A 25,831-nucleotide genomic window follows, 5' to 3' on the forward strand; every position below is an offset into this window, starting at 1 on the left:
TGAAATACGGTATTCTGATGTGACAAAACCTGAATCCTGGTCGTTAAAGTGTTTGTTTGCACTCATATTTTAACTGTTAGGACTCAGGTTTTTTTATTTAAAGCAAACTATGGGACAGCAGTGGCCTCTTCAGACTCCTTTGAGACATTTGAAACTACGCGCTTCGCTTGTCTTGCGTAATTTTTACAACCGTGCATAAAAAAGAATCCCCAAAAATGGAGATTCTTTTTGCATGAAAGCCTACGCGGACTTCGTCCTTGTCTTGCGTAAAACTTAAAGCAGCGCTTTAAGTTTTACTCAGGCTTTAGCCCTTCGGCTTTTTCTAAAGTTTCGTCATTATTGAAGAATTTTTCGCGTTGTTCTTCCAGAAACTTTTTCGCATCTGCTTCAAACACATTTAAACGCTTTTCATTGATCAGCGTGGTCTGATGTTTCAGCCATTCGTTCCAGGCCTGTTTAGACACGGTATCAAATAATTCCTGACCTTTGGCACCCGGGAACGGGGCAAAGTCCAAGCCTTCCATTTCTTGTTGATACTTACGGCAAAATACTTGTCGAGACATATCCATACTCCGAATTTAAGATTAAGCGTAAAGTTGCTCTAAACGGGCGTGGGCGCGTTCAATCGCAGCAGCGACTTGTGCCGGAGCAGTCCCCCCAATATGGTTACGTGCATTCACTGAAGCTTCCAGAGTCAGGGCTTTTTCAAATACATCGGCCTGAATCAGGTCAGAGAACTGCTGCAGCTGTTCCAGGGTCAGTTCAGACAGGTCTTTGCCTTCCTGTACGCCCAGTGCGACCGCTTTACCAACAATTTCATGGGCATCACGGAAAGCAACGCCATTTTTCACCAGGTAATCCGCAAGGTCGGTTGCAGTAGAGAAACCACGCAGCGCCGCTTCACGCATTTCTGCAATGTTAGGCACCAATGCCGGAATCATGTCAGCAAACGCCATCAGTGAACCACGTACAGTATCAATTGCATCAAACAGAGGCTCTTTGTCTTCCTGGTTGTCTTTGTTATAGGCCAGTGGTTGACCTTTCATCAGGGTCAACAGGCTCATTAAGTCGCCATAGACACGGCCGGTTTTACCGCGAACCAGTTCAGGGACATCCGGGTTTTTCTTTTGCGGCATGATTGATGAGCCGGTACAGAAACGGTCAGGAATATTCACAAATTTAAACTGGGCTGAGGTCCACAGAATCAGTTCTTCCGACATACGCGACAGGTGCATCATAATCAGCGATGCAGCGGCGTTAAATTCAATCCCGAAATCACGGTCAGATACTGCATCTAAAGAGTTTTCAGCAACGGCATCAAAGCCCAGTAATTCTGCGGTATAGGCGCGGTCGATTGGATAGGTTGTACCTGCCAGTGCAGCTGAACCGAGTGGCATACGGTTCACACGTTTACGGCAGTCAATTAAGCGCTCAGAGTCACGTACCAGCATTTCAAACCAGGCCATAAGGTGGTGACCAAAAGTCACAGGTTGAGCAGTTTGTAAATGGGTGAAGCCCGGCATAATCGTGTCAGTGTTTTTTGCCGCCAGGCTTAGAATACCAGTTTGTAGTTTTTTCAATAATTCTAAAATGGCATCAATTTCATCACGCACATACAGACGGATATCAGTCGCCACCTGGTCGTTACGGCTACGGCCGGTGTGCAGTTTTTTACCGGTAATGCCAATACGCTGGGTCAGGCGTGATTCGATGTTCATGTGCACATCTTCAAGGTCAATACGCCATTCGAACTGACCCGCTTCAATTTCGGCTTTAATGGTGTTTAAGCCGTTGATGATGTCGTCACGTTCTTGTGCAGTCAGCACGCCAACTTTGGCCAACATGGTTGCATGGGCGATTGAACCGGCAATATCTTGTTTATAAAAGCGTTGGTCAAATTGGACAGATGCTGTAAATTCAGCAACAAATGCGTCAGTAGCTTCAGAGAAACGACCGCCCCACATACCCGAAGTCTGGGTTTGTGACGGATTTGAGGAATTAGAAGATGTGGTCATGTCGGCTCAATAGAATAAAAAGCAGTAATTTGAAAACGAGTATAACAAATTCGGAATCACTTGCCGAAGGGCAGGTGAGATCATCTTTTGCAGATACGGCTGATGAAAAAAATTACAGTTATTTTTTTACGAAAATAGGGCGTTGGCAACATCTAATTGAATTATTTATTGCCAGCAATGTATTGGCCATGGTGCTGGCACTGGCTGAAGCGCAAGGCTGGCAGGCATTAACCGGTTCACGACTGCTGCAATATGTGCTGTACATTAACTGGGTGTTACTGGCCTTTACTGCCTTTATTGAATATTTTCAAAGACGTTTGGGTCGGATGAGTCTGGGCTTTTCGCTCGGTTTTGGTTTTTTATTGCTACAGCTAATTGTACTGGTGACCACTTTAAGCCTGAATCTGCTGACGCATTTTGGCCAGAATTTTCATCTGCGTGACTTGACTGCAGCCGAGCTGGGGGGCGGGCTGGATTTGCATTTAAGTTATGGCATCTTGCTGGGAGCATTCTGTTTTCGCTATTTATATTTGCGCGAACAGAATTATCTGCGCGAGCAAAGTGCTCTAAAGGCCAAGGTGCATGCCTTGCAAGCGCGTATCCATCCGCATTTTTTATTCAACAGTTTAAATAATGTCATTAGCCTGATTGCGATTGATCCTGAAAAAGCCGAGCAGATGCTGCTCAATCTGTCACGTCTGTTTCGTGCCAGTTTACAGGAAGTCAAGCTGGTCAAGCTGCAGGAAGAAGTTGAATTATGCCAGCGTTATCTGGAGATTGAGCAGATTCGTCTGGGTGAACGCTTGCAGGTGGAATGGAAAATTGAACAGCCGCAACTGCTCAGTCAGGTACAAATTCCCTTATTAACTTTACAACCTTTACTGGAAAATAGTATTTTTCATGGTGTTGAAAAAATATCCAGACCGAGTACCATTAGCGTATTGGTAGAAATTTTGGAAAATCAAGTCAATATCGTCATTACAAACCCTTACGTAAACGCTAAAATGAATTTACGACAAGGACATGGTATTGCAATTCAAAATGTGCAACAGCGTCTACGCGCCTTTTATGGAAGAAAGGTGGTCTTTCAAACGTATGCAGGGGAGGGCATGTATACCACCGTGGTACAGTATCCATATAAATAAAAAAAAATTCACGTTAAGCTATAAAAATAAATGATTTAACGTAAAGGAGGGATAAATGGATGTTCTGATCTGTGATGATGAACCTCTTGCAACTGAGCGTTTGGCCCGCTTGGTGACTCAACTTGGACATCAGGTGGTGGCAACCGCCAGTCATGGTGAGCAGGCCATTGAGCTAGCAGATGAACATCAGCCAGATGTCGTGTTATTAGATATTCAGATGCCAGAAATGGATGGACTAAGCTGCGCCCAGCATTTGCGCGAGCTTGACCCCATGCCGGCAATTGTCTTTTGTACCGCCTATGATGAGCATGCACTTGATGCATTTAAATCGCAGGCAGAAGGGTATTTGTTAAAACCGGTCATGCAACAGGAATTGCAGCAGGTTTTAGATCACTTAACCAAACTCACGCAAGCCCAGCTGAGTCACATAAAACAAAAAGAAAATATGGAAGAATTGAATATAAAACGCCACCAGATCACGGCGAAAACTTATCGTGGTGTTGAACTGGTGCCTGTAGAAAATATTTATTATTTTTTAGCAGATCAAAAATATGTCACCGTGCGCCATAAAAATGGCAGCGTGCTGATTGACGAAACCTTAAAAGACCTGGAGCATGAATTTGCCGACCAGTTTATTCGGATTCATCGCAATGCGCTGGTCTCGATTCATTATCTTGAAGGACTGGAAGTGATTAATACCGGTCAGTATCAGGTGCGTTGTCGTGAACTGGAAGAACGTCTGGCAGTAAGCCGTCGTCATTTACCGACCTTAAGAGAACGTATTCAGAAACTGTAAGCACCGGTTGAAATGGCTTTTTCGCCATCTCAGGGTGCAAATTGACTTGCATTTTCAAGCGATCAGGTTAAGTTTAAGGGAATCCTTTTATTTGCTTTCACTGACATGATGAACACCCTGAAAATTGCAACTCGACAAAGCCCGCTGGCATTATGGCAGGCGGAACACATTCGTGCGCGTTTAGAAGCCTTACATGCCGGTCTAAACGTGGAGTTGGTCACCTTTGTGACCCAGGGTGATAAAATTCTCGATACCCCCTTAGCCAAAATTGGGGGCAAGGGACTGTTTGTCAAAGAATTAGAAGCAGCTTTGCTAGATGGTCGTGCTGACCTTGCTGTGCATTCCATGAAAGATGTGCCAATGGCGCTACCAGAAGGCTTAAGCCTGGCGGTGATTTGCGAGCGTGAAGATCCGCTGGATGCCTTTGTGTCCAATACTTATGCCAGCTTTCAGGACTTGCCGCAGGGTGCCAAAGTCGGAACGTCCAGTTTGCGCCGTAAATGCCAGATTTTAAAAGCACGCCCTGACCTGGAGATTATTGATTTGCGCGGTAACGTTGGTACCCGTCTGTCCAAGCTGGATGCAGGTCAATATGATGCGATTATTCTGGCCAGTGCCGGCCTGAAGCGTTTGGGCCTTAGTGAGCGGATTCGTCATACGCTCGCGCCTGAAGTGAGTTTGCCGGCCGTGGGTCAGGGCGCTTTGGGGCTGGAATGCCGGACTAATGATCAGGCCGTACTCGAGCTGATTTTGCCGTTGATGGATGATGAAACCAATGTCTGTGTACGCGCAGAACGTGCGTTTAATGCTTATCTGGAAGGTGGCTGTCAGGTGCCGATTGCCGGTTATGCCACTTTAAAAGATGGCCAGCTGTCGATGGAAGGCCGGGTGGGCAGTGTCGATGGCCAGACCTTGTTAAGCGCACAGCTCAGTGCCGCACCCGAGCAGGCCGAACAGCTGGGTGAACAACTGGCACAGAACCTGTTGGCACAAGGGGCAGGTGAGCTGCTAAAAGCCTTATATTAAGATGCTGTTTATTAATACCCGCCCGGCCGATCGTGCCTGTACCTTGTCACAGGCTTTAAGGCAACAGGCCTGGTCGGTGATTGAGCTGCCTCTGCTGGAATTACAGGCCTGTCCCTGGTCCGATGCATTGGCACAGCTGTACCAGCAATTACTGCAGGCGCAGCGGATTGTGGTGGTCAGCCCGACCGCAGTACACATCGGGATGGAGTATCTGGCGCAAAGCGGTATTCATCTCGATCAATTACAACATTTACAGTGGATTGCGGTTGGTGAAAAAACGGCGCAGGTACTGGCAGAATACGGAATTTCGAGCGCCGTGCCGGAGGTTGAAACCTCGGAAGGCATGCTGGAACTGCCTTTATTAAAATCCCTGGCGGCCGGTTCATGTATTGCCTTCTGGCGCGGTGAAGGCGGTCGTCAGTTTATGATGGACAGCCTGCAACAGGCCGGAATGCAGATTCTGAATTTTATTTTATATCAGCGTCAGTGTCCGGCCGCGTCCATTCAGCAGATGCCCGCGCTATTGCCACAACTGCAGCAGCACCGGGACTATTGGATGCTGATTAGCAGTGAGGCCAGCTGGTTAAACTGGTTGCGGCTGAGTCAAGCGCAAAAAGAATTATTGAACCGGGGACGTTATCTGGTGCTGGGTGACCGCCTGGAAGCGCTGTTGATGGATTATCAACAACAGCATCACACCCGTTTTCAACTGATCAAGTTGACGAATTTAAAAACAGAAACAATACTGCAGCAGATTGAGCTTAAATCAGGACACGCATGAAGAAGCTACTTATTTTATTATTGATCATCGGCTTGGCCTGGATGTTAAAGCTGAGCTATGACGTATTTAAAATAACGGCGCAGCAGTCCGAATTGTCTCAGAGTATGCATCAGGCGGAAAAAAGCCGCGCCAATCTCAATGACCAGCTAGTGGCTTTGCAGCGCCAGAGTAGCAATCCTTCACCGTCAGCATCTTCAAGTGCGCCTGCAGCTAATACTACAGTGCAGATCAGCCAGACCACGATCACGCCGCAGCAGATGCTTCAACAGCAGCTGGAACTGATCGAATTTGCCTTAAAGCAGGCGCAATATCCGTATGCACTGGAAAAGTTGGCAGTACTGGATGTTCAGCTGAATCAGTGGGCTTTGTCACCGGCCTTGGCCGAAAGCCTGCATCAAACCCTGAGCAAAGACCGGCAGCTGATCCAGCAATTTGCGGCACAGCGCAGTGCCCAGCAGCAGCAGGTCACTCAGGCTCTACAGCAGCTGGATCAGCTGTTGCGTCAGGAAATCCAGCAGCCACAACTGCAGCCGGCGCAAGAGGCCAATCCGGCCTTCTGGCATAAGTGGTTGAAACTGGAAGCCGCCGAGCAGCCAGCGACTGTACTTAGTCAGCGTCAATTGCTGTTAAAAGAAGCGCAGTTGCGTTTATTACTGGCACGTCAGTTATTAGGACAAGGCCAATATCTGAATTATCAGCAGGAGCTGACTGAAATTTTTCATCTGTTACAGCTGCTGCCGGATCGGGGGGCGCAGCAGTTAAGCGCTGAATTGGCGGAAATTCAGAGCCTGACCGTGATTCCTGTGCCGGTGCTGACCAGCCGCACCTTATTGGATGAATGATCATGAAGCAGATTGTTCTGGCCTATGTTTTGGTCACGTTAGTGCTGGTGGCCTTGCTCAGTGTATTCAGTTATGGCTATGGCGCGGGCTATGTTTACCTGTATTGGCGTGACTGGCAGCTACAGACCAATATCTGGGTGCTTTTAATTTTATTGATGCTGATCAGTCTGGTGGTGCAGCTGATCTGGGCGATGCTAAAGCGTTATTTAAGCCGTGAACAGCGTAAGCAGGCAGCGGTGTTTGATTTCCAGCATTTACATCCTTATGAGCAAATGGCAGTAATCTGGCTGCTGGATGCCGCGCGTGAGCAGGACGCCTTTATCCGTCAGGTATTTAACCAGTCTGGTTTATTAAAAGCCGTGATTCATTCACGCCTGTCGCTGATGCAGCAGGATTATCCGGTGGCTTTGCAGATGTTAAACCAGAGCAAGGCCATGGCCTTTGAGCTGGCCGAGTTGCAGCGTATTGAAATTTATCTGGCGCAGCAGCAACCGGAAAAAGCCCTGACCCATCTGGAATTTTTAAATGGCCATCAACTGTCGCCGTGGCTCAAAGATGTTAAACAAGCCTATGAACAGCGCTTAACCGCACTGTGGGGAGAGTTTGCGCTGCAGTATCCATGGTTATATTTGCGTGCGACCCAATATGGGCATTTAGGGCTGGACAGCAAGCAGTTATGGCTTGAGCAAATCTTGCAGCATTTTGAGCAGGCCACACCGGAAGCATTGCAGGATTTAAAACAGCGTTATTGCAATCTGTCAGGGCAGATGTTTAGCCAGCCGTATGCGATTAAAGTGCTGTGGTTAAAAGTGCTGGCACGCTTAAGCGATATGGGAGAGCAGCAGGAGCATCTGGCGGTGCATTTACTGTCTGAACAGTTTCATCAGGATGTGTTCTATTTATGGTTCCAGCAGCAGCTGTTAAAACCGGTACCGGATTATCTCAAGATTGAAGATTATCTGAATCAGTGGGAACAGCAATATCCTGCTTTACCGGTATTGAGTTTTGCCAAATGGCATATATTGGAAGCTACCGGTCGTCATGACGATGCAGCACAGCTTCTGGATTTATATCCGGAACATATTTTAATGAACTATTTAAGAATTAAATCGGCATTAAAAGATCAACCGCATTTACAGCAGCAGTTAAATCTGGTGTTTGAAAATAATAGTCATTTCATGAAAATTAAAATCTAGGTAAAGTCGCATGCAATTAACCGATTATCCAGTAATTCATCAACAAGTGGTGGCATGGGGCGATATGGATGCGCTCGGTCATGTCAATAATGTGATGTATTACCGCTATATTGAAAGTGCCCGCATTCATTATATGGATCAGATCAGAATGATGCAGCAATCCTTTTCGACGGTAGTGGCATCAAATCAGTGCAAATATATGCGTCCGGTATTTTATCCGGATACCTTAAAAATAGGTGTACGGGTTGAGGAAATCCGAAATAGTGCTTTTCGCATGCATTATATATTATGGAGCGAGCAGCAACAGGCTGTAGTCGCGAGTGCAGAAGCCATCATGGTTTGTGTGAATTCTGAAAGTATGCAGAAAATGCCATTACCCGAGTCGATTCGGCAGCATATTTTGGCTTTGGAAAATAGTGTGGGGCATTATCTGGATTAATTCTAATCCCGAATAAATAGATTATTTATCTCTGTTAATAATTGTTTTTCATTTCAAATAATGATTGAAACTTAATTCAGATAAAAATATGATGTATTAATGCAATTGAAGTAAATTAATATAAAAGCATACTTGTGGAGTAAATATGATGCCCGATATTAGTAATTTGTCTGTAGAACAATTAAAGCGCTTGCAGGAAGAAGCGGAAGCATTAATTGCATCGAAAAAGGACCAGGCAGTTGAAGATGCATATAATCAGATTTTGGCAATTGCTGAAAATGCGGGTTTAAGCATTGAACAGATTCTTGAGTTTGGTGCGTCTAAACGTAAAAAGAATGTACGTAAATCGGTAGAGCCGCGTTATCGTAATAAAGCCAATGCCAATGAAACCTGGACAGGTCGTGGTAAGCAACCGCGCTGGTTAGTGGCAGAACTGGAAAAAGGTGCCAAGCTTGAAGACTTCTTGATCTAAACTTCATCAGATTGTCATCTAAGCGCACTAGAGTGTCGAAACCAAGCAGAACTGCTTGGTTTTTTTATGTGTATCCGTTGGTGTTGTAAAAAAAGTGTGCATAATGTGTGCATGAAAATAACAATTTGTTCATGAATGCATTAGATAGGTTGGTCGTGGTGGAATGATAAAGAAACCGAGATACATCACGTGGTGGATTTTCGCCATCATTGCTTTTTTAATTTTTGTGTTATTACAGATTCCTGCAGCTTGGTTAATTTCAAAGTTTTATAAAAACAATCAGAGTTTACATAATGTCAGTGGTAACATCTGGCAGGGGCAGGCAGATTGGCACAAGGGACAGTTGCGTGGCAGCTTAAGCTGGAATACGCGTCCTTTAGACCTGTTATTGCTGAAAGTGGCAGCCGATGTTGAAATCCATAGTGGTCATACCGAACTAAAAGGCGTGATGGGTTACCGTTTTGGGACCTTCATGCTAAACGCTGTACACGGCCGTGTTGCGCCAGAAACTCTAAAAACCCTGGTTGACTGGCAATGGCCGACCAATCCGATTCAATTACAAAATATTGATCTGAACTATAATAAGCAGCAAGGATTTGCCCAGGCACAAGGCCAGCTGAACTGGGCCGGCGGGGAGCTGGTGTATCAGTTTGCCCAGCGTCAAGAGCGCATGACCGTGCCCACGCTGAAAGGCACACTGTCGGATGAAAGCGGAAAACTGAAAATTGATGTGCGTGATGCACGTGACCAGAAAATGATTAACCTGAGTCTGGATCAGGAGATGATGCTGGATGTGCAGCTGACCCAGCGTTTATTGATGCATGTTCCTTCTTATGAAGGCAAGGCTGGTGCCGATACCTATGTAATCAGTACCCGCCAGCCGCTGTTCAAGGGAGGCTTCTGATGCAGAAAATCTGGGAACAGTTGCAGATTCTCCAGTTGAAACAGGCCGATCGTGTCGCACCGGTATTGCTGGCGCTGCTGATTCTGTATTTATGCTGGAAGCTGGCCAGTCTGTTCTGGCTATTACTGGCGCCACCTCAAGCGATGCAACTGGATCGGGTCGAACTGGGTTCGCAGCAGCTGCGTGTACCGAATATCAGCAGTTTTGCCTTGTTTCATGAAGCGAGCCAGCGTACGCAGGCCGAAGACAATCTGAACCTTCAATTACAAGGCGTGATGGTCGGTTATCCCAACCAGTTTTCTTCTGCCGTGCTCAAAGTCAATGAGGTGGCAGAGCGCTATCGCGTCGGCGATGTGATTGAAGGCAGTGGTTATCAGTTGGCTGAAGTGTACTGGGATCGGGTGGTTTTGCGTCATAGCAGTGGCGCCACCCGTGAGATAGAGTTTAAAGGCATTGAAAACGGGCTGAATCAGCCGATTGTGCCGACACAAAGCCCAGCTGCACCCAACAGAAATCCGGCACCGGCAACAACTGCGCAAAATGCGATTGGTCAGGCAGTGCAAAAGATTCAGCAAGACCGGGAACGCTATTTACAGGATATGGGCGTGAATAGTGGCAATGGTCAGGGCTATGAAATTACCGCACGGACACCGGCGGCACTCAGAAGCAGATTGGGATTACAACCAGGCGACCGGATTTTATCCTTAAATGGTCAGGCTGTCGGACAAGGGCAAAATGAAGCCCAATTGCTGGAACAGGCAAGACAGGAGGGTCAGGTCAGACTGGAAGTTCAGCGTGGTGACCAGGTCATCACGGTACAACAAGATTTTAAGTGACGGATTTGTCACCTTATAGGGTTAGGAAACACGGTAGATTATGGCTTTATTAAATCATGAGCGTCCGCTTTGGGCATTGATGGTCGGTGCACCTCTGGTGGCTATGGTAAGTACGGCGAGCTATGCACAAACCTGGAAAATTAATTTACGTGATGCTGACCTGACTGCATTTATTAATGAAGTGGCCGATATTACCGGTAAAAACTTCGCGGTTGATCCGCGGGTGCGCGGCAATGTTACGGTCATTTCCAACAAGCCGTTGAACCGCAATGAAGTCTATGACCTGTTTCTGGGCGTGCTTAATGTTAATGGGGTAGTGGCTATTCCCTCGGGCAATACCATCAAGCTGGTGCCAGATAACAATGTCAAAAGCTCCGGAATTCCGTTTGATGCACGCCAGAATGCGCGCGGCGACCAGATTGTGACCCGGGTCATCTGGCTGGAAAATACCAATGCCAATGACATGATTCCGGCTTTACGGCCTTTAATGCCGCAATTTGCCCACCTGTCTGCGGTGGCCGGCACCAATGCCCTGATTGTTTCGGACCGGGCCAGCAATATCTATCAGCTGGAAAATATTATCCGTAATTTGGATGGCACCGGCCAAAATGATATTGAAGCCATCTCGCTACAGTCCAGTCAGGCCGAAGAAGTGATCGGGCTATTGGAGTCAATGAGTTCGACCGGCAATGCCAAAGATCTCAAAGGTTCGCGGGTGCGAATTGTGGCGGATAACCGGACCAATCGCATTATCATTAAAGGCGATACTGCCACCCGCAAGCGCATCCGTCAGATGATTGAAATGATGGATGTGCCGGCGGCCGACCGTCTTGGTGGCTTAAAAGTCTTCCGCTTAAAATATGCCAGTGCGCAAAGCCTGGCGGAAATTCTGCAAGGGCTGGTATCGGGGCAGGCGGTCAGCAGCTCATCTTCCAATACGAAAAATAGCAGTAACAATAGCGTTAGCAGTCTGGTCAATAACAGCAGTAACAGCACATCCAGCAATAGCACAGGCAGTACCTCGCCAAGTATTACCCTGAATAACGGTTTTGATCAGCAGAGCCAGATCACCAGCTTTAATGGCAATGGCGTCAGTATTATTGCCGATAGTAGCCAGAATGCCTTGGTGGTCAAAGCCGATCCACAGCTGATGCGCGAAATTGAGTCTGCGATTCAGCAGCTGGATACACGCCGTCAACAGGTTCTCATTGAAGCCGCGATTATTGAAGTAGAAGGCACCGATGCCGATCAGCTTGGCGTGCAATGGGCCCTGGGTGATTTAAGCAGTGGCATTGGCCTGATCAATTTTGATAACTTGGGGTCTAGCCTGAAAAATATTGCCGCCGGTTATTTAACTGGAGGTGCAGCGGGTGCGGGTGGCGCGATTGGCGCGGGTACCTCACTGGTGTTGGGGGATTATCAGGAAGGCAGTGATGGTTCACGCCGTTTGTATGGCGCGCTGATTCAAGCTTTAAAAGAAACCACCAAATCCAATCTGTTGTCGACCCCATCTATTGTCACCATGGACAATGAAGAAGCCTATATCGTGGTTGGTGAGAACGTGCCGTTTGTCACTGGTTCGGTCAGTACCGGAAATGGTACCGTCAATCCCTATACCACCATTGAGCGTAAGGACGTCGGGGTCACCCTAAAAGTGGTGCCGCACATTGGCGAAAATGGCACAGTGCGTCTGGAAGTGGAACAGGAAGTTTCTGGGGTTAAATCCAGCAAAGGTCAGGCGCAGGACTTGGTCACCAGCAAACGCGCAATTAAAACCTCAATTCTGGCCGAGCATGGTCAGACTATTGTCTTGGGTGGTCTTATTTCAGATAACACTGCCTATTCTCGCCAGGCCGTGCCGGGGTTGGGTGCCATTCCAGGACTGGGACGTTTATTCCGTTCCGATGGTAAGTCCAATCAGAAGCGTAATCTGCTGATCTTTATTCACCCGACCATTGTTGGAGATCAGAATGATATCCGCCGGATTTCGCAGCAGCGTTATAGTCAGCTGTATAGCTTGCAACTGGCACTGGATCAGGATGGTAATTTTGCCAAACTGCCGGAGCGGGTGGAAGATATCTATCAGCAGCGGGTGCCAGTGTCTAAAACTCCACTAAATCAAACCCGTTATCAGCAGGTGCCATCCGCGACCCCTGCGGCACAGTCGGGGGCGGCTGTGGTGACCACACCCGTTGCGGTAGAACCGGCGCTGCAGCGTCAGACCTTAAGCCCGCAAGTCAGCAAAACCACCAATACCACCACCACGACCACCTTAAGACCGCGCTCTTAACAGAGCGGACATGGAATCTGGTTTTGAGCATGTTATGATGGGCAAAAATTTAAAGAGAAGTTCGCTATGACTTGGAAATTACAAGCAATTACGGGTGAATTTACCGGGCAGGAAATTAGTGTTGATCGTGACATGCTGGTGGGGCGTCATCAGGAAGCTGATGTGGTGCTGCAGTCGGCTGAAGTATCACGCAAACATGCTGCGTTGTTACTGAAAGCTGAAGACCTGTGGGTACAAGACTTAAATTCATCCAATGGCACCTTTGTGAATGACCTGCGGATTGATCAGGAAACTCCGTTGCATGAAGGTGATATTGTCCAGTTTGCCAGCTTTAAATTTTCAGTCCTGGCACCAGCCAAACCGGAACTGTTGGCAGATGAGCCGCTTGCGCCTGCAGGCACCGAAGTAGAACAGATTCCTGAGCTGGATGTGGTGGAAACCGCTACTGCAGCCGAGCCGACAGAAACTGTAGCAGTGAAAACGCCGGCACAGCAGATGAATGATCAGGGTATGCCTGAGCTGAAAGAGCGTGATGCATCGGTACAATTGACACGTGATGGCATGCCAACCAATGTCGGTGTACCAAAACCAGCCCCAATTCCTGAAGGGACCGATTTAAGCGCGGCCACCCCAGAGCCACAACCGGTACCGGTTGAGCAGCCTGTATCACGGGTTGAGCAGGAAAAAGAGCAGCAGAAAAATGCCTCTGTCGGCCTGATGACCATTATTGTGCTGGTGATCCTGGCAATTATTGCCTGGCTGTTGTTTAAATAAACCGCGACACAGCATACAATCGAGGCATGCTTTGGCATGCCTTTATTTTTTTGAGAGGACCAAAATGTCTGTGGCCAAACTTGACACCCGTGAGCTGATTTTATTTGACCTGGACGGTACGCTGGTCGATTCAGCCACCGATCTGTATCGTGCCATGAATATGAGCCTGAATGCCTTGCAGCTGCCCATGGTCACCGAAGCACAGGTACGCACCTGGATTGGCAAAGGCACCTCGGTATTTTGTCACAGCACCTTGCTGCATTTAACCGGAGAGGTGCATCCCGATCAGCATCAGCAGCTGCTGGAAACTTTCCTAGGAATTTACAATGCCGATCCTTGTCTGGATACCCAGCCTTTTGCCGGAATTCTGGAGTTTCTGGAATGGGGCAAACAGCAGCAGAAAAAAATGATCTGTGTCACCAACAAGCCCGAGCTGCCATCACGCGCCATTTTAGATGCACTGGACATGAGCCATTATTTTGTTGATGTGATTGGTGGTGATCGGTTTAGCGAACGTAAACCGCATCCACGCCAGTTATTGCACTGTGTTGAGACCTTTGGGGTAGAAAAATCCCAAGTGTTGATGATTGGCGACTCTTCCAATGATGTGGAAGCCGCACGTCGTGCCGGTATTGATTGTATTGTAGTCAGCTATGGCTATAATCATGGCGAGAGTATTTATGATTGTCAGCCGCAGCAAGTGGTGGATAATCTGACAGAATTATTAGCTTCCTAATGTAAGAATAGATGTAAAAGGACACCGCAATGAGTGATTGTGTAGTTTTTCGATGGCGTCACTAAGTCAGCACCTACCAGCAACCTTCCTATGACCCCGCGAAAATGAAAGAGATTCAACATGACCACTCAAGCCCAATATCAACAACTGCAAGCTGCCGGCTATAACCTGATTCCTGTCTACCGTCAGCGTCTGGCCGATACCGAAACCCCATTGTCTGTGTTTGCGCGTTTAAAAGAGCATGAACAGGCTTATCTGTTTGAATCTGTTGAAGGTGGTGAAAACTGGGCGCGCTATTCGATTATTGGCCTGGGCGAGTCAACCGTGTTTTCCTGCAATGAAGGGCGGTTGACCATTCAGCAGGCCAATGGCGAACTGCTACAGCAGCCGTGTAGTGATCCTTTCCAGTTTATCCGTGATTTCCAGGCCCAGTTTAAAGTGCCAACACAGGCCGATTTACCGGCGTTGCCAAGCTTTACTGGTGGACTGGTCGGTTACTTTGGCTATGACGCCGTGCGTTATATCGAACCGCGCCTGAACAATATTCCAGACGCCGATCCGGTGGGCCTGCCAGATATCTGGATGATGCTGTCTAAAACCGTGATCGTGTTTGACAACTTAAAAGATACCTTATTCCTGATTGTGCACGCCGATAGTAATGATGCTGATGCCTATCAGAAAGCACAGGCACAACTGGATGCGCTGGAGCAGTTGCTGGCGACACCGGTGAATCTGCAAGCACAGACTCATATGGCGCCGCATTTTGAATCTTTAACTGGGCATGACAACTTTATTGCTTCGGTTGAGAAGGTTAAAGAATACATCCGTGCTGGTGATGTCATGCAAGTGGTGCCGGGACATCGTATGGTGTCTGACTTTGATGGTGAGCCGTTACAGGTCTATCGCGCTTTACGTCACCTTAATCCATCACCATATCTGTTCCTGGTGCAAGGGCGAACCTTGGACAATAACACCCCGTTTCATATTGTCGGTTCATCGCCGGAAATCCTGTCGCGTCTGGAAAATGGTATTGCCACCGTGCGTCCACTCGCTGGCACACGTCCACGTGGTAAAACCAAAGAAGAAGATCTGGCCCTGGAAAAAGATTTACTTTCTGATGAAAAAGAGATTGCCGAGCATTTAATGCTGATTGACTTGGGTCGTAATGATGTTGGTCGCGTCTCAAAAATTGGTAAAGTGCAGGTGACTGATCAAATGGTGATCGAACGTTATTCGCATGTCATGCATATTGTGTCCAATGTGCAAGGTGAAGTGCGCGATGATGTTGATGCATTGGATGTTTTTAAGGCAACTTTCCCGGCAGGCACACTTTCTGGGGCACCAAAAATCCGTGCCATGGAAATTATTGACGAAGTTGAGCCAGTAAAACGTGGAATTTTTGGTGGTGCTGTTGGTTATTTAGGCTGGCATGGCGAAATGGACATGTCGATTGCGATTCGGACCTGTGTTATTCGTGAAAATAAGGTCTATGTGCAGGCTGGCGCAGGGCTGGTTGCCGACTCAAATCCTGAATCTGAGTGGAATGAAACCCAAATAAAAGCTCGCGCAGTGATCAAAGCGGTTGAATTATCGTCAAACGGATTGATTTTGTGAGTTTTTGACGGTTTTTTTTAAAAAAACACTTGCACGGATTTCAAGTTTTGCTAAACTGCACACCGTTCCGATACGAAACGTACGAAACACTAAGAAACGCCGGCATAGCTCAGTTGGTAGAGCAACTGACTTGTAATCAGTAGGTCCACAGTTCGAATCCGTGTGCCGGCACCATCTTAGAGAATTCGAGATGTGAAGTAAAGAACGAGCACTGCAATAAGTGTGATATTGGTGGGATTCCCGAGCGGTCAAAGGGAGCAGACTGTAACTCTGCCGCGTAAGCTTCGAAGGTTCGAATCCTTCTCCCACCACCATTAACTTCGAATGAAGTGGTACATTACCAACAATGTGCGGGAGTAGCTCAGTTGGTAGAGCGGCAGCCTTCCAAGCTGCATGTCGCGAGTTCGATCCTCGTCTCCCGCTCCATCATCGAAGATGATCGCTCTTATAGCTCAGTGGTAGAGCACTCCCTTGGTAAGGGAGAGGTCTCGAGTTCAAATCTCGATAAGAGCTCCAGATACAGTTTAGCAACTTGGTTGCATGAGATTTAAAGAAAGCAGGCTATTTAGTCTGCTTTTTAAGTATTAGGTGTCTAGTTTTTTAGGCGATATGTCGAGGCTGGGTATTACTCAGATTGTGTTCGACGTAAACGAGGAAAATAAACATGGCTAAGGCTAAGTTTGAACGTAATAAGCCACACGTTAACGTGGGCACAATCGGTCACGTTGACCATGGTAAAACAACTTTAACAGCTGCAATTGCAACTGTATGTGCGAAGAAATTCGGTGGTGAAGCGAAAGATTACGCTGCAATCGACTCTGCTCCAGAAGAAAAAGCACGTGGTATTACAATTAATACTTCTCACGTAGAATACGATTCTCCAACTCGTCACTACGCTCACGTTGACTGCCCAGGTCACGCCGACTATGTTAAAAACATGATCACTGGTGCTGCTCAGATGGACGGTGCGATCCTTGTTTGTTCAGCGACTGATGGTCCAATGCCACAAACTCGTGAACACATCCTTCTTTCTCGTCAGGTAGGTGTACCTTACATCATCGTATTCTTAAACAAATGCGATATCGTAGACGACGAAGAGTTAATCGAATTAGTTGAAATGGAAGTTCGTGAACTTCTTTCTACTTACGACTTCCCAGGCGATGACACTCCAGTAATCCGTGGTTCAGCGCTTGCAGCACTTAACGGTGAATCAGGTCAATATGGCGAAGACGCTGTTGTTGCTCTTGTTGAAGCACTTGACTCTTACATTCCAGAGCCAGTACGTGCAATCGATCAAGCATTCTTGATGCCAATCGAAGACGTATTCTCTATTTCTGGTCGTGGTACAGTTGTAACTGGCCGTGTAGAAACTGGTATCGTTAAAGTTGGTGAAGAAGTTGAAATCGTTGGTATCAAAGATACAGCGAAAACAACTGTTACTGGCGTTGAAATGTTCCGTAAGCTTCTTGACGAAGGTCGTGCTGGCGAGAACTGTGGTGTTCTTCTACGTGGTACTAAGCGTGAAGAAGTTCAACGTGGTCAAGTACTTGCTAAACCAGGTTCAATCAAGCCGCACACTAAATTCGACGCAGAAGTATACGTACTTTCTAAAGACGAAGGTGGCCGTCACACTCCATTCTTAAATGGTTACCGTCCACAGTTCTACTTCCGTACTACGGACGTAACTGGTGCGATCCAGCTGAAAGAAGGCGTTGAAATGGTTATGCCAGGCGACAACGTTGAAATGTCAGTAGAATTAATCCACCCAATCGCAATGGACGCTGGTTTACGCTTCGCGATCCGTGAAGGTGGCCGTACTGTAGGTGCGGGTGTAGTTGCTAAAGTAACTGCATAATTATAAAATAAGTTTCACAAGCCGAAGTTTGCGGATTTCGGCTTGTTCTACAGGCCAGTAGTTCAATTGGTAGAGCGTCGGTCTCCAAAACCGAATGTTGGGGGTTCGAGTCCCTCCTGGCCTGCCATTTTTCAAAAAAAGCTTGATGCTGGCAAAACTGGTCATATAATAAGTCGCGAATCCTACGACGAGTACAAAAATGTCGAATGATAAATCGCGTGACGCATTAAGCGAAGCGCCAATTCCTCAAAGAAATAATCCTGCTGAAGTTGTAAATTCGGGTTCTCCATTAGACTACGTGTTGTGGATTATCGCCTTGATTTTATTCATTGCGGCAACCATGGTGAATCAGCATCTACCAGCGTACTGGGCACCGGCAAATGATATTTGGGTGCGCGTTGGGGTAATTTTGGCTTGTATCGTAGTGGCTTTAGGTTTATTATACGCCACCCATCAAGGCAAAGGCTTTGTTCGTTTATTGAAAGATTCACGAATCGAGCTGCGTCGAGTGACTTGGCCAACCAAGCAAGAGACAGTGACCACATCTTGGCACGTACTTGCAGTTGTAGTTGTAGCATCCATTTTATTGTGGTGTTTTGACTACGTTTTAGGTTGGGCAATTAAATTTATTATCGGGTAAGAGAGCTATGAAACGTTGGTACATTATTCATGCCTATTCTGGTTATGAAAAACAAGTGATGCGTTCGCTTAATGATCGAATCCAGCGTAGCGCTGTTGCCGATAGCTTTGGTGAAGTCCTGGTTCCTACCGAAGAAGTGGTAGAAATGAAGGATGGCAAGAAACGTAAATCTGAGCGTAAATTCTTTCCGGGCTATGTGCTAGTCGAAATGGAAATGAATGATGATACTTGGCACATTGTAAAAGAATGTCCAAAAGTATTAGGTTTTATTGGTGGTACACCGGAAAAACCTGCGCCAATTACGCAGCGTGAAGCTGATGCGATTCTTGCACGTGTACGCAATACTGGTGAAGCACCTCGTCCGAAGACGATGTTTGAACCAGGCGAAGAATTACTGGTAATTGACGGTCCATTCACCGACTTTAAAGGCGTGGTGGAAGAAGTCCTTTACGACAAGTCGCGTTTAACGTTGACGATTAATGTATTCAATCGACCAACACAGGTTGAGCTGGAATTTCGCCAAGTCGAAAAATCAGTTTAATTCACTGCTGGTTGAAAACGCCCGATTTGTTATGGATCGGGCATTGTTGTTGTAACGGTATCGTTACTTAGAAATCATTGGGGAGCCTAGCGGCGTTTGTACCCAGAGGTAATTGAAAATGGCTAAGAAGATTGACGGCTATATCAAGCTGCAAGTTCCAGCTGGTAAAGCAAATCCATCTCCACCAATTGGTCCTGCACTGGGTCAACGTGGTGTTAACATCATGGCATTCTGTAAAGAATTCAATGCTGCGACACAAAAAGTTGAAGCTGGTCTTCCAATTCCAGTAGTGATCACTGTGTACAACGACAAGTCGTTCACATTCATCATGAAAACTCCACCTGCTGCTATTCTGCTTAAGAAAGCTGCTGGTATCCAGAAGGGTTCAGCTGTACCAAACAAAACTAAAGTTGGTAAGTTGACTCGTGCTCAGTTAGAAGAGATCGCGACTACGAAAGAACCAGACTTAACTGGTGCTGACTTAGACGCGCGTGTACGTACCATCGCTGGTTCTGCACGTTCTATGGGCTTGGAAGTGGAGCTATAAGACATGGCAAAGTTAACTAAACGTCAAAAAGCCATTGCTGCTGCTGTAGAAGCAAACAAAGTTTATACTTTGGAAGAAGCAGTACAAGTTCTTAACAGCCTTCCTGCAGCTAAATTCAAAGAATCTTTGGATGTATCTGTAAACCTAGGTGTTGACCCTCGTAAATCTGACCAGGTTGTTCGTGGCGCGACTACACTTCCTGCAGGTACAGGTAAAACTGTACGTGTAGCTGTGTTTGCTCAAGGCGCTGCTGCTGAAGCTGCTAAAGCTGAAGGCGCGGACGTAGTTGGTTTTGATGACCTGGCTGAAAGCATCCAAGCGGGTAACCTTGACTTTGACGTAGTAATTGCTGCTCCAGATGCAATGCGCGTTGTAGGTAAATTAGGTACAATCCTTGGTCCACGTGGCTTAATGCCAAACCCTAAAGTGGGTACGGTTACTCCTGACGTAGCAACTGCAGTTAAAAATGCAAAAGCTGGTCAAGCACGTTACCGTGTAGACAAAGCGGGTATCATCCACGCTGCGATCGGTCAAGTAGGTTTCACTGCTGAAGCTGTTCGTCAAAACGTTGAAGCTCTTGTAGCTGACCTGAAGAAAGCAAAACCTGCGACTTCTAAAGGTGTATACATCAAAAAGATCACTCTAAGCTCAACTATGGGTCCTGGTCTGACTGTTGATGTAAACAACGTTTCTAACTAAGTTTAACTTAGACAGAATTTTAAAGTCCTGAAAGGTCTCCTTCTCCCTCTGGGAGAAGGTTGGGATGAGGGTTAAACCTCTCCCTAGCCCTCTCCTGAAAGGAGAGGGGACATTCAGGCGGACTTTGAATTGGTAAATGAGAATTTATCAGCGTCAAAGACCTCAGGCGAGGGGAGTTTTATGCTCTTCTCTTAAAATCCCAGCCTGCGTAGACGCGGTGGTGTGATTTATTCCTCCTCCGCGTGTGAGTTCAGTGATGAATTCACGAATTGGGAGTGTATCCCTTGTGGGTACATAAATCACCGTTAGGAGGTTTTACAATGGCTCTTCTTATCGAAGACAAAAAACAGATCGTAGCAGAAGTAAACGAAGTTGCTTCTCGCGCGTTCTCTGCTGTTGTTGCTGACTATCAAGGTTTAACCGTTGAGCAATTAACTGCTTTACGTGTTGAAGCGCGTAAGCTTGGTGTTACGACTCGTATCGTGCGTAATACTTTGGCTAAGCGTGCATTCGAAGGTACTCAATTCGATATCTTGAATGCAACTCTTGTTGGTCCAACAATCTTAGCTTTCTCGACTTCTGAAGACGACATGGGTGCAGCTGCACGCTTGTTCGAAGATTTCGCTAAAACAAACAAAGCATTTGAACTTAAAGCTGCTGCATTTGACGGCAAGGTTTATGAAGGTGCTGAAGTTAGCGTGATTGCAAATCTTCCGAACCAAGAAAAAGCGCTTACTATGCTTGCAAACGTTCTTCAAGCTCCTATTTCGAAATTGGGTCGCCTTATTACAGCACTCAAAGAGAAAAACGAGTCAGAAGCAGCTTAAGCTTAAATCAATTTACACACCATTCAATTTCCATTTGGAGTTATTCTCATGGCTTTAACTAACGAAGAAATTTTAAACGCAGTTGCTGAAAAAACTGTTCTTGAACTTGTTGAACTGATCTCTGCTTTCGAAGAGAAATTCAACGTATCTGCTGCTGCTGTTGCAGTTGCTGCTGCTCCAGGCGCTGGCGCTGCTGCTGCTGAAGAGCAAACTGAATTCAACGTTGAGTTGACTTCTTTCGGTGCAAACAAAGTTGCAGTAATTAAAGCAGTTCGTGAAGCGACTGGCCTTGGTCTTAAAGAAGCGAAAGACATGGTTGAAGGTGCTCCAGCAGTACTTAAAGAAGGCGTTTCTAAAGAAGAAGGCGAAGAGCTTAAGAAGAAACTTGAAGAAGCTGGTGCTACAGTTACACTTAAGTAATAGCTTAAGCGGAGTCGATTTTTTTATAATCGACTCCAAAAAATGGCTGATGGCTCTTGGGTCATCAGCCTTTTTGCGTTACAATAATCGGCTCGATTTTTGTTTGCATGATATAAATTTCATACAAATTAAAAATAAAGATAACAATCAAACGCTTACCAATATTTTTCAATGTTAAAAAATATTGTTAAGCGTTTTAATACCACTAAAAATTGCAGCATTTGTAAAGAGTGGTGGCCATATCGGCCTGCGTAATTCCTTCTGAGCCCGTTCTGCAGGCGGGCTTGGTTTACTTTCCGAGGACTCCAGATGGCATACTCATATACCGAAAAGAAACGGATCCGTAAGAATTTTGGTAAATTGCCCCAAGTCATGGAAGCACCGTACCTGTTGGCGATTCAAGTCGACTCGTACCGTACTTTCTTGCAAGATGGCAAATCTCCAAAAAACCGCGAAGATATCGGTCTCCAAGCCGCATTTCGTTCAGTTTTTCCTATAGAAAGTTATTCTGGCAATGCTGCTTTAGAATTTGTTGAGTATAGTCTTGGTAAACCAGAGTTTGATGTGCGCGAATGTATTCTTCGCGGCTCAACTTATGCGGCACCAATGCGCGTTAAAATTCGTTTGATCTTGAAAGATCGTGAAACGAAATCAATCAAAGACGTACGTGAACAAGAAGTCTATATGGGCGAAATGCCATTGATGACGGATAACGGTACTTTTGTGATCAACGGTACCGAGCGTGTAATCGTATCGCAATTACACCGTTCACCAGGCGTATTCTTTGACCATGACAAAGGTAAGACTCACTCAAGCGGTAAAGTGCTGTATTCAGCGCGTATTATTCCTTACCGTGGTTCATGGTTAGACTTTGAATTTGATGCCAAAGATTTAGTCTATGTACGTATCGACCGTCGTCGTAAATTACTGGCGACTGTGGTTCTGCGTGCCCTGAACTATAACAACGAACAGATTCTTGACCTGTTCTACGAAAAAGTTCCTGTTTACCTGGATATGGGTAGCTATCAGATCGACTTGATTCCAGAACGTCTGCGTGGCGAAATGGCACAATTCGATATCACTGATGCCGATGGTAAAGTCATTGTTGAACAAGGTAAGCGTATCAACGCACGTCATGTTCGTCAAATGGAAGCCTCTGGTCTGACCAAACTGTCAGTGCCGGATGAATACCTGTATGAGCGCATTACTGCCGAAGACATCGTGCTGAAAGATGGCGATGTGATTCCGGCCAACACACTGTTAAGCCATGAAGTGATGGTGAAGCTGGCTGAAGGCGGCGTGAAGCAGTTCAATACCCTGTTCACCAACGACATCGACCGCGGTTCATTCATTGCAGATACGCTACGTGCCGATACGACTACAGGTCGTGAAGAAGCACTGGTTGAAATCTACAAAGTCATGCGTCCAGGCGAGCCACCAACTAAAGAAGCAGCTGAGAACCTGTTTAACAACCTGTTCTTCTCTTCTGAGCGTTATGACCTGTCACCAGTCGGCCGTATGAAGTTCAACCGTCGTCTGGGTCGTCCTTATGAAGTGGGTACTGACCAGAAGTCGCGCGAAGTTGAAGGCATCCTGTCGAACGAAGACATCACGGATGTACTGAAAACATTGGTTGAAATCCGTAACGGTAAAGGTGAAGTCGACGATATCGACCACTTGGGTAACCGTCGTGTTCGTTCAGTGGGCGAGATGACCGAGAACCAGTTCCGTGTGGGTCTGGTACGTGTTGAGCGTGCTGTAAAAGAGCGTCTATCACAAGCTGAAACTGACAACCTGTCTCCGCAAGATCTGATCAATGCGAAGCCAGTGGCGGCTGCAATCAAAGAATTCTTTGGTTCGAGCCAGTTGTCTCAGTTTATGGACCAGAACAACCCATTGTCTGAAATCACCCACAAACGTCGTGTATCGGCGCTTGGTCCTGGTGGTTTGACCCGTGAACGTGCAGGCTTCGAAGTGCGTGACGTACACCAGACTCACTATGGTCGTGTATGTCCAATTGAAACGCCTGAAGGTCCAAACATTGGTTTGATCAACTCGCTATCTGTTTACGCGAAAGCCAACAGCTTCGGTTTCCTGGAAACGCCATACCGTAAAGTGGTTGATGGTCGTGTAACAGACGAAGTTGAATATCTGTCTGCGATTGAAGAAGTGGGTACCGTGATTGCACAGGCCGACTCGGTTGTAGATCAGGACGGTAACCTGACTGAAGAATTCGTTTCTGTACGTCACCACGGTGAATTCGTACGTATGTCACCTGAAAAAGTGACCCATATGGACGTATCTGCTCAGCAGGTGGTTTCTGTTGCAGCATCACTGATTCCATTCCTTGAACACGATGACGCCAACCGTGCATTGATGGGTTCCAACATGCAACGTCAGGCCGTACCTACACTAATCGCGGACAAACCGCTGGTTGGTACCGGTATGGAAGCCAACGTGGCACGTGACTCAGGTGTGTGTGTGGTTGCAGGCCGTGGTGGTGTGATCGAGTTTGTTGATGCATCACGTATCGTAATTCGCGTGAATGAAGATGAAATGATCGCGGGTGAAGCAGGTGTAGATATCTACAACCTAATCAAATACACGCGTTCAAACCAGAACACCTGTATCAACCAGAACGTTGTGGTACGTTTAGGCGATAAAGTTGCACGTGGTGACATCCTGGCGGATGGTCCATCGACAGATGGCGGTGAACTGGCCCTGGGTCAAAACATGCGCGTGGCGTTCATGACCTGGAATGGTTACAACTACGAAGACTCGATCTTGCTTTCTGAGCGTGTGCTTCAAGAAGACCGTTTAACGTCGATTCACATTCAGGAACTGTCATGTGTTGCACGTGATACCAAACTGGGTGCTGAAGAAATCACGGCTGATATTCCAAACGTCGGTGAAGCTGCGCTGTCTAAACTGGACGAATCAGGTATCGTTTACATCGGTGCAGAAGTGACTGCCGGTGACATCCTGGTGGGTAAAGTAACACCAAAAGGTGAAACTCAGTTGACGCCTGAAGAAAAACTGCTTCGTGCCATCTTCGGTGAAAAAGCAGCGGATGTGAAAGACTCCTCTTTACGTGTTCCATCGGGCACAAAAGGTACAGTCATCGACGTTCAAGTCTTTACCCGTGATGGTCTGGAAAAAGACGAACGTGCACTGGCGATTGAGAAAGCGCAGCTTGATGCATACCGTAAAGACTTGAAAGAAGAATACAAAATCTTCGAAGAAGCAGCACGTGAACGTATTGTCCGTCTGTTAAAAGGTCAGGAATCAAATGGCGGTGGCGGCACCAAACGTGGCGACAAACTGTCTGAAGATATGCTGTCTGGTCTTGAACTGGTTGATCTGCTTGAAATCCAGCCAAGTGACGAAGCGATTGCGGAACGTTTAACGCAAATTCAAACCTTCTTGAAAGAGAAGAGCTTTGAAATTGACGAGAAATTCGCCGAGAAGAAACGCAAACTGTCTACAGGTGATGAACTGACCACTGGCGTACTGAAAGTGGTTAAGGTTTACCTTGCGGTGAAACGTCGTATCCAGCCAGGTGATAAGATGGCGGGTCGTCACGGTAACAAGGGTGTTGTATCCAACATTCTGCCGGTTGAAGACATGCCACACGATGCCAACGGTGTGCCGGTAGACGTGGTACTGAACCCGCTTGGTGTACCATCGCGTATGAACGTGGGTCAGATTCTAGAAACGCACTTAGGTATGGCAGCCAAAGGTCTGGGTGATCAGATCGACAAGATGCTGAAAGAACAGCGCACCATTCTTGAACTGCGTGAATTCTTGGACAAGATTTACAACAAGGTGGGCGGCGAGCAAGAAGATCTTGACAGCCTGACGGATGATGAAATCTTGGCGCTTTCTGGCAACCTGCGTGCTGGTGTTCCATTGGCAACACCTGTATTTGACGGTGCTGAAGAAGGTCAGATCAAAGACTTGCTTGAACTTGCGGGTCTGTCACGTACCGGTCAAACCGTATTGTATGATGGCCGTACGGGTGAGCGTTTCGACCGTCCTGTCACTGTTGGTTACATGTACATGCTGAAACTGAACCACTTGGTTGATGACAAGATGCATGCGCGTTCAACTGGTTCTTACTCATTAGTAACACAGCAGCCGCTGGGTGGTAAGGCACAATTCGGTGGTCAGCGTTTCGGTGAGATGGAAGTCTGGGCACTGGAAGCATACGGTGCAGCTTATACGCTTCAAGAAATGCTCACTGTGAAGTCGGATGACGTTGAAGGCCGTACCCGCATCTATAAGAATATTGTAGATGGCAACCATTATATGGATCCGGGCATGCCTGAATCGTTCAACGTATTGACCAAAGAGATCCGTTCTTTAGGTATCAACATTGAACTGAAAAATGGTGACTAAGAATCTCCATTAAATCTCCCCAAACCCCTCTTTATAAA

At 46.8% G+C, this 25,831-nt stretch carries 24 protein-coding genes and 5 tRNA genes; 27 read left to right on the forward strand and 2 right to left on the reverse strand.

Annotated features, from left to right (window positions below; genetic code table 11):
* Nucleotides 1-293 precede the first annotated feature (293 nt).
* Nucleotides 294-563, reverse strand: a complete 270-nt coding sequence (locus FTT68_RS07205) for an oxidative damage protection protein (protein ID WP_005181625.1) — start codon at nucleotides 561-563, stop codon at nucleotides 294-296.
* A gap of 21 nt (nucleotides 564-584) precedes the next feature.
* Nucleotides 585-2,015, reverse strand: a complete 1,431-nt coding sequence (gene argH / locus FTT68_RS07210) for an argininosuccinate lyase (RefSeq protein ID WP_171065096.1) — start codon at nucleotides 2,013-2,015, stop codon at nucleotides 585-587.
* Here argH and FTT68_RS07215 point away from each other — a divergent pair.
* The 27 genes from FTT68_RS07215 (at nucleotide 2,006) to rpoB (ending at nucleotide 25,793) form a co-directional block, all read left to right on the forward strand.
* The gene (locus FTT68_RS07215) at nucleotides 2,006-3,160 is read left to right on the forward strand and encodes a sensor histidine kinase (RefSeq protein WP_104989206.1); all 1,155 of its coding nucleotides are present in this window, start codon (nucleotides 2,006-2,008) and stop codon (nucleotides 3,158-3,160) included. The genes argH and FTT68_RS07215 overlap by 10 nt on opposite strands.
* Nucleotides 3,161-3,215: 55 nt before the next feature.
* Complete coding sequence (locus FTT68_RS07220; protein WP_005181633.1) at nucleotides 3,216-3,956, forward strand: LytTR family DNA-binding domain-containing protein; 741 nt, start codon at nucleotides 3,216-3,218, stop codon at nucleotides 3,954-3,956.
* A 108-nt stretch (nucleotides 3,957-4,064) separates the two neighbouring features.
* Nucleotides 4,065-4,982: a hydroxymethylbilane synthase gene (gene hemC / locus FTT68_RS07225; RefSeq protein WP_034598116.1), complete on the forward strand. Its 918-nt coding sequence runs from the start codon at nucleotides 4,065-4,067 to the stop codon at nucleotides 4,980-4,982.
* Between the two features lies 1 nt (nucleotide 4,983).
* Nucleotides 4,984-5,763 (forward strand): uroporphyrinogen-III synthase, encoded by a 780-nt coding sequence (locus FTT68_RS07230; RefSeq protein ID WP_075167812.1) that lies wholly within the window; start codon nucleotides 4,984-4,986, stop codon nucleotides 5,761-5,763.
* Nucleotides 5,760-6,605, forward strand: a complete 846-nt coding sequence (locus FTT68_RS07235; RefSeq protein ID WP_168370317.1) for a hypothetical protein — start codon at nucleotides 5,760-5,762, stop codon at nucleotides 6,603-6,605. Before FTT68_RS07230 ends, FTT68_RS07235 begins: the two co-directional genes overlap by 4 nt.
* A 2-nt stretch (nucleotides 6,606-6,607) precedes the next feature.
* Nucleotides 6,608-7,801, forward strand: coding sequence for a heme biosynthesis protein HemY (locus FTT68_RS07240; RefSeq protein ID WP_168370318.1), 1,194 nt, complete (start codon nucleotides 6,608-6,610; stop codon nucleotides 7,799-7,801).
* Nucleotides 7,802-7,811: 10 nt separating this feature from the next.
* Nucleotides 7,812-8,240: a thioesterase family protein gene (locus FTT68_RS07245; protein WP_005181644.1), complete on the forward strand. Its 429-nt coding sequence runs from the start codon at nucleotides 7,812-7,814 to the stop codon at nucleotides 8,238-8,240.
* Nucleotides 8,241-8,385: 145 nt separating this feature from the next.
* Nucleotides 8,386-8,712, forward strand: coding sequence for an H-NS family nucleoid-associated regulatory protein (locus FTT68_RS07250; protein ID WP_005181647.1), 327 nt, complete (start codon nucleotides 8,386-8,388; stop codon nucleotides 8,710-8,712).
* A gap of 163 nt (nucleotides 8,713-8,875) precedes the next feature.
* A complete protein-coding gene (gspN, locus tag FTT68_RS07255) occupies nucleotides 8,876-9,616 on the forward strand; it encodes a type II secretion system protein N (protein ID WP_005181650.1) in 741 nt (246 codons plus the stop codon).
* Nucleotides 9,616-10,452, forward strand: coding sequence for a type II secretion system protein N (locus FTT68_RS07260; protein WP_168370319.1), 837 nt, complete (start codon nucleotides 9,616-9,618; stop codon nucleotides 10,450-10,452). The genes gspN and FTT68_RS07260 overlap by 1 nt, the downstream gene beginning before the upstream one ends.
* A 40-nt stretch (nucleotides 10,453-10,492) precedes the next feature.
* Complete coding sequence (gspD, locus tag FTT68_RS07265) at nucleotides 10,493-12,742, forward strand: type II secretion system secretin GspD (protein ID WP_016659681.1); 2,250 nt, start codon at nucleotides 10,493-10,495, stop codon at nucleotides 12,740-12,742.
* A gap of 66 nt (nucleotides 12,743-12,808) precedes the next feature.
* Complete coding sequence (locus tag FTT68_RS07270; protein ID WP_168370320.1) at nucleotides 12,809-13,516, forward strand: FHA domain-containing protein; 708 nt, start codon at nucleotides 12,809-12,811, stop codon at nucleotides 13,514-13,516.
* A gap of 64 nt (nucleotides 13,517-13,580) precedes the next feature.
* Entirely contained in the window at nucleotides 13,581-14,252 is a 672-nt protein-coding gene (gene gph, locus FTT68_RS07275) for a phosphoglycolate phosphatase (RefSeq protein ID WP_005181670.1), read from the forward strand.
* A 120-nt stretch (nucleotides 14,253-14,372) separates the two neighbouring features.
* Nucleotides 14,373-15,866, forward strand: coding sequence for an anthranilate synthase component I (trpE, locus tag FTT68_RS07280; RefSeq protein ID WP_005181673.1), 1,494 nt, complete (start codon nucleotides 14,373-14,375; stop codon nucleotides 15,864-15,866).
* Nucleotides 15,867-15,964: 98 nt separating this feature from the next.
* Nucleotides 15,965-16,040: transfer RNA gene (locus FTT68_RS07285), tRNA-Thr, on the forward strand.
* 56 nt (nucleotides 16,041-16,096) lie between these two features.
* Nucleotides 16,097-16,180: transfer RNA gene (locus FTT68_RS07290), tRNA-Tyr, on the forward strand.
* A 36-nt stretch (nucleotides 16,181-16,216) separates the two neighbouring features.
* Nucleotides 16,217-16,292: transfer RNA gene (locus FTT68_RS07295), tRNA-Gly, on the forward strand.
* 15 nt (nucleotides 16,293-16,307) lie between these two features.
* A tRNA-Thr gene (locus FTT68_RS07300) sits at nucleotides 16,308-16,382 on the forward strand.
* Between the two features lie 148 nt (nucleotides 16,383-16,530).
* Nucleotides 16,531-17,721 (forward strand): elongation factor Tu, encoded by a 1,191-nt coding sequence (gene tuf / locus FTT68_RS07305; RefSeq protein WP_104513317.1) that lies wholly within the window; start codon nucleotides 16,531-16,533, stop codon nucleotides 17,719-17,721.
* Between the two features lie 51 nt (nucleotides 17,722-17,772).
* Nucleotides 17,773-17,848: transfer RNA gene (locus FTT68_RS07310), tRNA-Trp, on the forward strand.
* Between the two features lie 72 nt (nucleotides 17,849-17,920).
* Nucleotides 17,921-18,361: a preprotein translocase subunit SecE gene (secE, locus tag FTT68_RS07315; protein ID WP_005181678.1), complete on the forward strand. Its 441-nt coding sequence runs from the start codon at nucleotides 17,921-17,923 to the stop codon at nucleotides 18,359-18,361.
* Between the two features lie 7 nt (nucleotides 18,362-18,368).
* A complete protein-coding gene (gene nusG / locus FTT68_RS07320; RefSeq protein WP_005181681.1) occupies nucleotides 18,369-18,902 on the forward strand; it encodes a transcription termination/antitermination protein NusG in 534 nt (177 codons plus the stop codon).
* Between the two features lie 118 nt (nucleotides 18,903-19,020).
* Nucleotides 19,021-19,449 (forward strand): 50S ribosomal protein L11, encoded by a 429-nt coding sequence (gene rplK, locus FTT68_RS07325; RefSeq protein ID WP_004868049.1) that lies wholly within the window; start codon nucleotides 19,021-19,023, stop codon nucleotides 19,447-19,449.
* A gap of 3 nt (nucleotides 19,450-19,452) precedes the next feature.
* Nucleotides 19,453-20,148: a 50S ribosomal protein L1 gene (gene rplA, locus FTT68_RS07330; RefSeq protein ID WP_005181684.1), complete on the forward strand. Its 696-nt coding sequence runs from the start codon at nucleotides 19,453-19,455 to the stop codon at nucleotides 20,146-20,148.
* A 320-nt stretch (nucleotides 20,149-20,468) separates the two neighbouring features.
* Nucleotides 20,469-20,975, forward strand: a complete 507-nt coding sequence (gene rplJ / locus FTT68_RS07335) for a 50S ribosomal protein L10 (protein ID WP_005181686.1) — start codon at nucleotides 20,469-20,471, stop codon at nucleotides 20,973-20,975.
* A gap of 48 nt (nucleotides 20,976-21,023) precedes the next feature.
* On the forward strand, nucleotides 21,024-21,395 hold the full coding sequence (gene rplL / locus FTT68_RS07340; RefSeq protein WP_004774018.1) for a 50S ribosomal protein L7/L12: 372 nt from the start codon (nucleotides 21,024-21,026) through the stop codon (nucleotides 21,393-21,395).
* Nucleotides 21,396-21,704: 309 nt separating this feature from the next.
* On the forward strand, nucleotides 21,705-25,793 hold the full coding sequence (gene rpoB / locus FTT68_RS07345; RefSeq protein ID WP_160243601.1) for a DNA-directed RNA polymerase subunit beta: 4,089 nt from the start codon (nucleotides 21,705-21,707) through the stop codon (nucleotides 25,791-25,793).
* The last annotated feature ends 38 nt before the right edge of the window (nucleotides 25,794-25,831 follow it).

It is taken from the genome of Acinetobacter sp. Q85-2 (assembly GCF_013420555.1).
In the GTDB taxonomy this organism is placed as follows: Bacteria; Pseudomonadota; Gammaproteobacteria; order Pseudomonadales; family Moraxellaceae; genus Acinetobacter; species Acinetobacter indicus.

Excerpts from the sequence above, each read along its gene's own strand:
- FTT68_RS07205 (WP_005181625.1), bottom strand. The coding sequence starts at position 563 with ATGTCTCGACAAGTATTTTGCCGTAAGTATCAACAAGAAATGGAAGGC.
- FTT68_RS07215 (WP_104989206.1), top strand. The coding sequence starts at position 2,006 with ATGTGGTCATGTCGGCTCAATAGAATAAAAAGCAGTAATTTGAAAACG.
- argH (WP_171065096.1), bottom strand. The coding sequence starts at position 2,015 with ATGACCACATCTTCTAATTCCTCAAATCCGTCACAAACCCAGACTTCG.
- FTT68_RS07220 (WP_005181633.1), top strand. The coding sequence starts at position 3,216 with ATGGATGTTCTGATCTGTGATGATGAACCTCTTGCAACTGAGCGTTTG.
- hemC (WP_034598116.1), top strand. The coding sequence starts at position 4,065 with ATGAACACCCTGAAAATTGCAACTCGACAAAGCCCGCTGGCATTATGG.
- FTT68_RS07230 (WP_075167812.1), top strand. The coding sequence starts at position 4,984 with ATGCTGTTTATTAATACCCGCCCGGCCGATCGTGCCTGTACCTTGTCA.
- FTT68_RS07235 (WP_168370317.1), top strand. The coding sequence starts at position 5,760 with ATGAAGAAGCTACTTATTTTATTATTGATCATCGGCTTGGCCTGGATG.
- FTT68_RS07240 (WP_168370318.1), top strand. The coding sequence starts at position 6,608 with ATGAAGCAGATTGTTCTGGCCTATGTTTTGGTCACGTTAGTGCTGGTG.
- FTT68_RS07245 (WP_005181644.1), top strand. The coding sequence starts at position 7,812 with ATGCAATTAACCGATTATCCAGTAATTCATCAACAAGTGGTGGCATGG.
- FTT68_RS07250 (WP_005181647.1), top strand. The coding sequence starts at position 8,386 with ATGATGCCCGATATTAGTAATTTGTCTGTAGAACAATTAAAGCGCTTG.
- gspN (WP_005181650.1), top strand. The coding sequence starts at position 8,876 with ATGATAAAGAAACCGAGATACATCACGTGGTGGATTTTCGCCATCATT.
- FTT68_RS07260 (WP_168370319.1), top strand. The coding sequence starts at position 9,616 with ATGCAGAAAATCTGGGAACAGTTGCAGATTCTCCAGTTGAAACAGGCC.
- gspD (WP_016659681.1), top strand. The coding sequence starts at position 10,493 with ATGGCTTTATTAAATCATGAGCGTCCGCTTTGGGCATTGATGGTCGGT.
- FTT68_RS07270 (WP_168370320.1), top strand. The coding sequence starts at position 12,809 with ATGACTTGGAAATTACAAGCAATTACGGGTGAATTTACCGGGCAGGAA.
- gph (WP_005181670.1), top strand. The coding sequence starts at position 13,581 with ATGTCTGTGGCCAAACTTGACACCCGTGAGCTGATTTTATTTGACCTG.
- trpE (WP_005181673.1), top strand. The coding sequence starts at position 14,373 with ATGACCACTCAAGCCCAATATCAACAACTGCAAGCTGCCGGCTATAAC.
- tuf (WP_104513317.1), top strand. The coding sequence starts at position 16,531 with ATGGCTAAGGCTAAGTTTGAACGTAATAAGCCACACGTTAACGTGGGC.
- secE (WP_005181678.1), top strand. The coding sequence starts at position 17,921 with ATGTCGAATGATAAATCGCGTGACGCATTAAGCGAAGCGCCAATTCCT.
- nusG (WP_005181681.1), top strand. The coding sequence starts at position 18,369 with ATGAAACGTTGGTACATTATTCATGCCTATTCTGGTTATGAAAAACAA.
- rplK (WP_004868049.1), top strand. The coding sequence starts at position 19,021 with ATGGCTAAGAAGATTGACGGCTATATCAAGCTGCAAGTTCCAGCTGGT.
- rplA (WP_005181684.1), top strand. The coding sequence starts at position 19,453 with ATGGCAAAGTTAACTAAACGTCAAAAAGCCATTGCTGCTGCTGTAGAA.
- rplJ (WP_005181686.1), top strand. The coding sequence starts at position 20,469 with ATGGCTCTTCTTATCGAAGACAAAAAACAGATCGTAGCAGAAGTAAAC.
- rplL (WP_004774018.1), top strand. The coding sequence starts at position 21,024 with ATGGCTTTAACTAACGAAGAAATTTTAAACGCAGTTGCTGAAAAAACT.
- rpoB (WP_160243601.1), top strand. The coding sequence starts at position 21,705 with ATGGCATACTCATATACCGAAAAGAAACGGATCCGTAAGAATTTTGGT.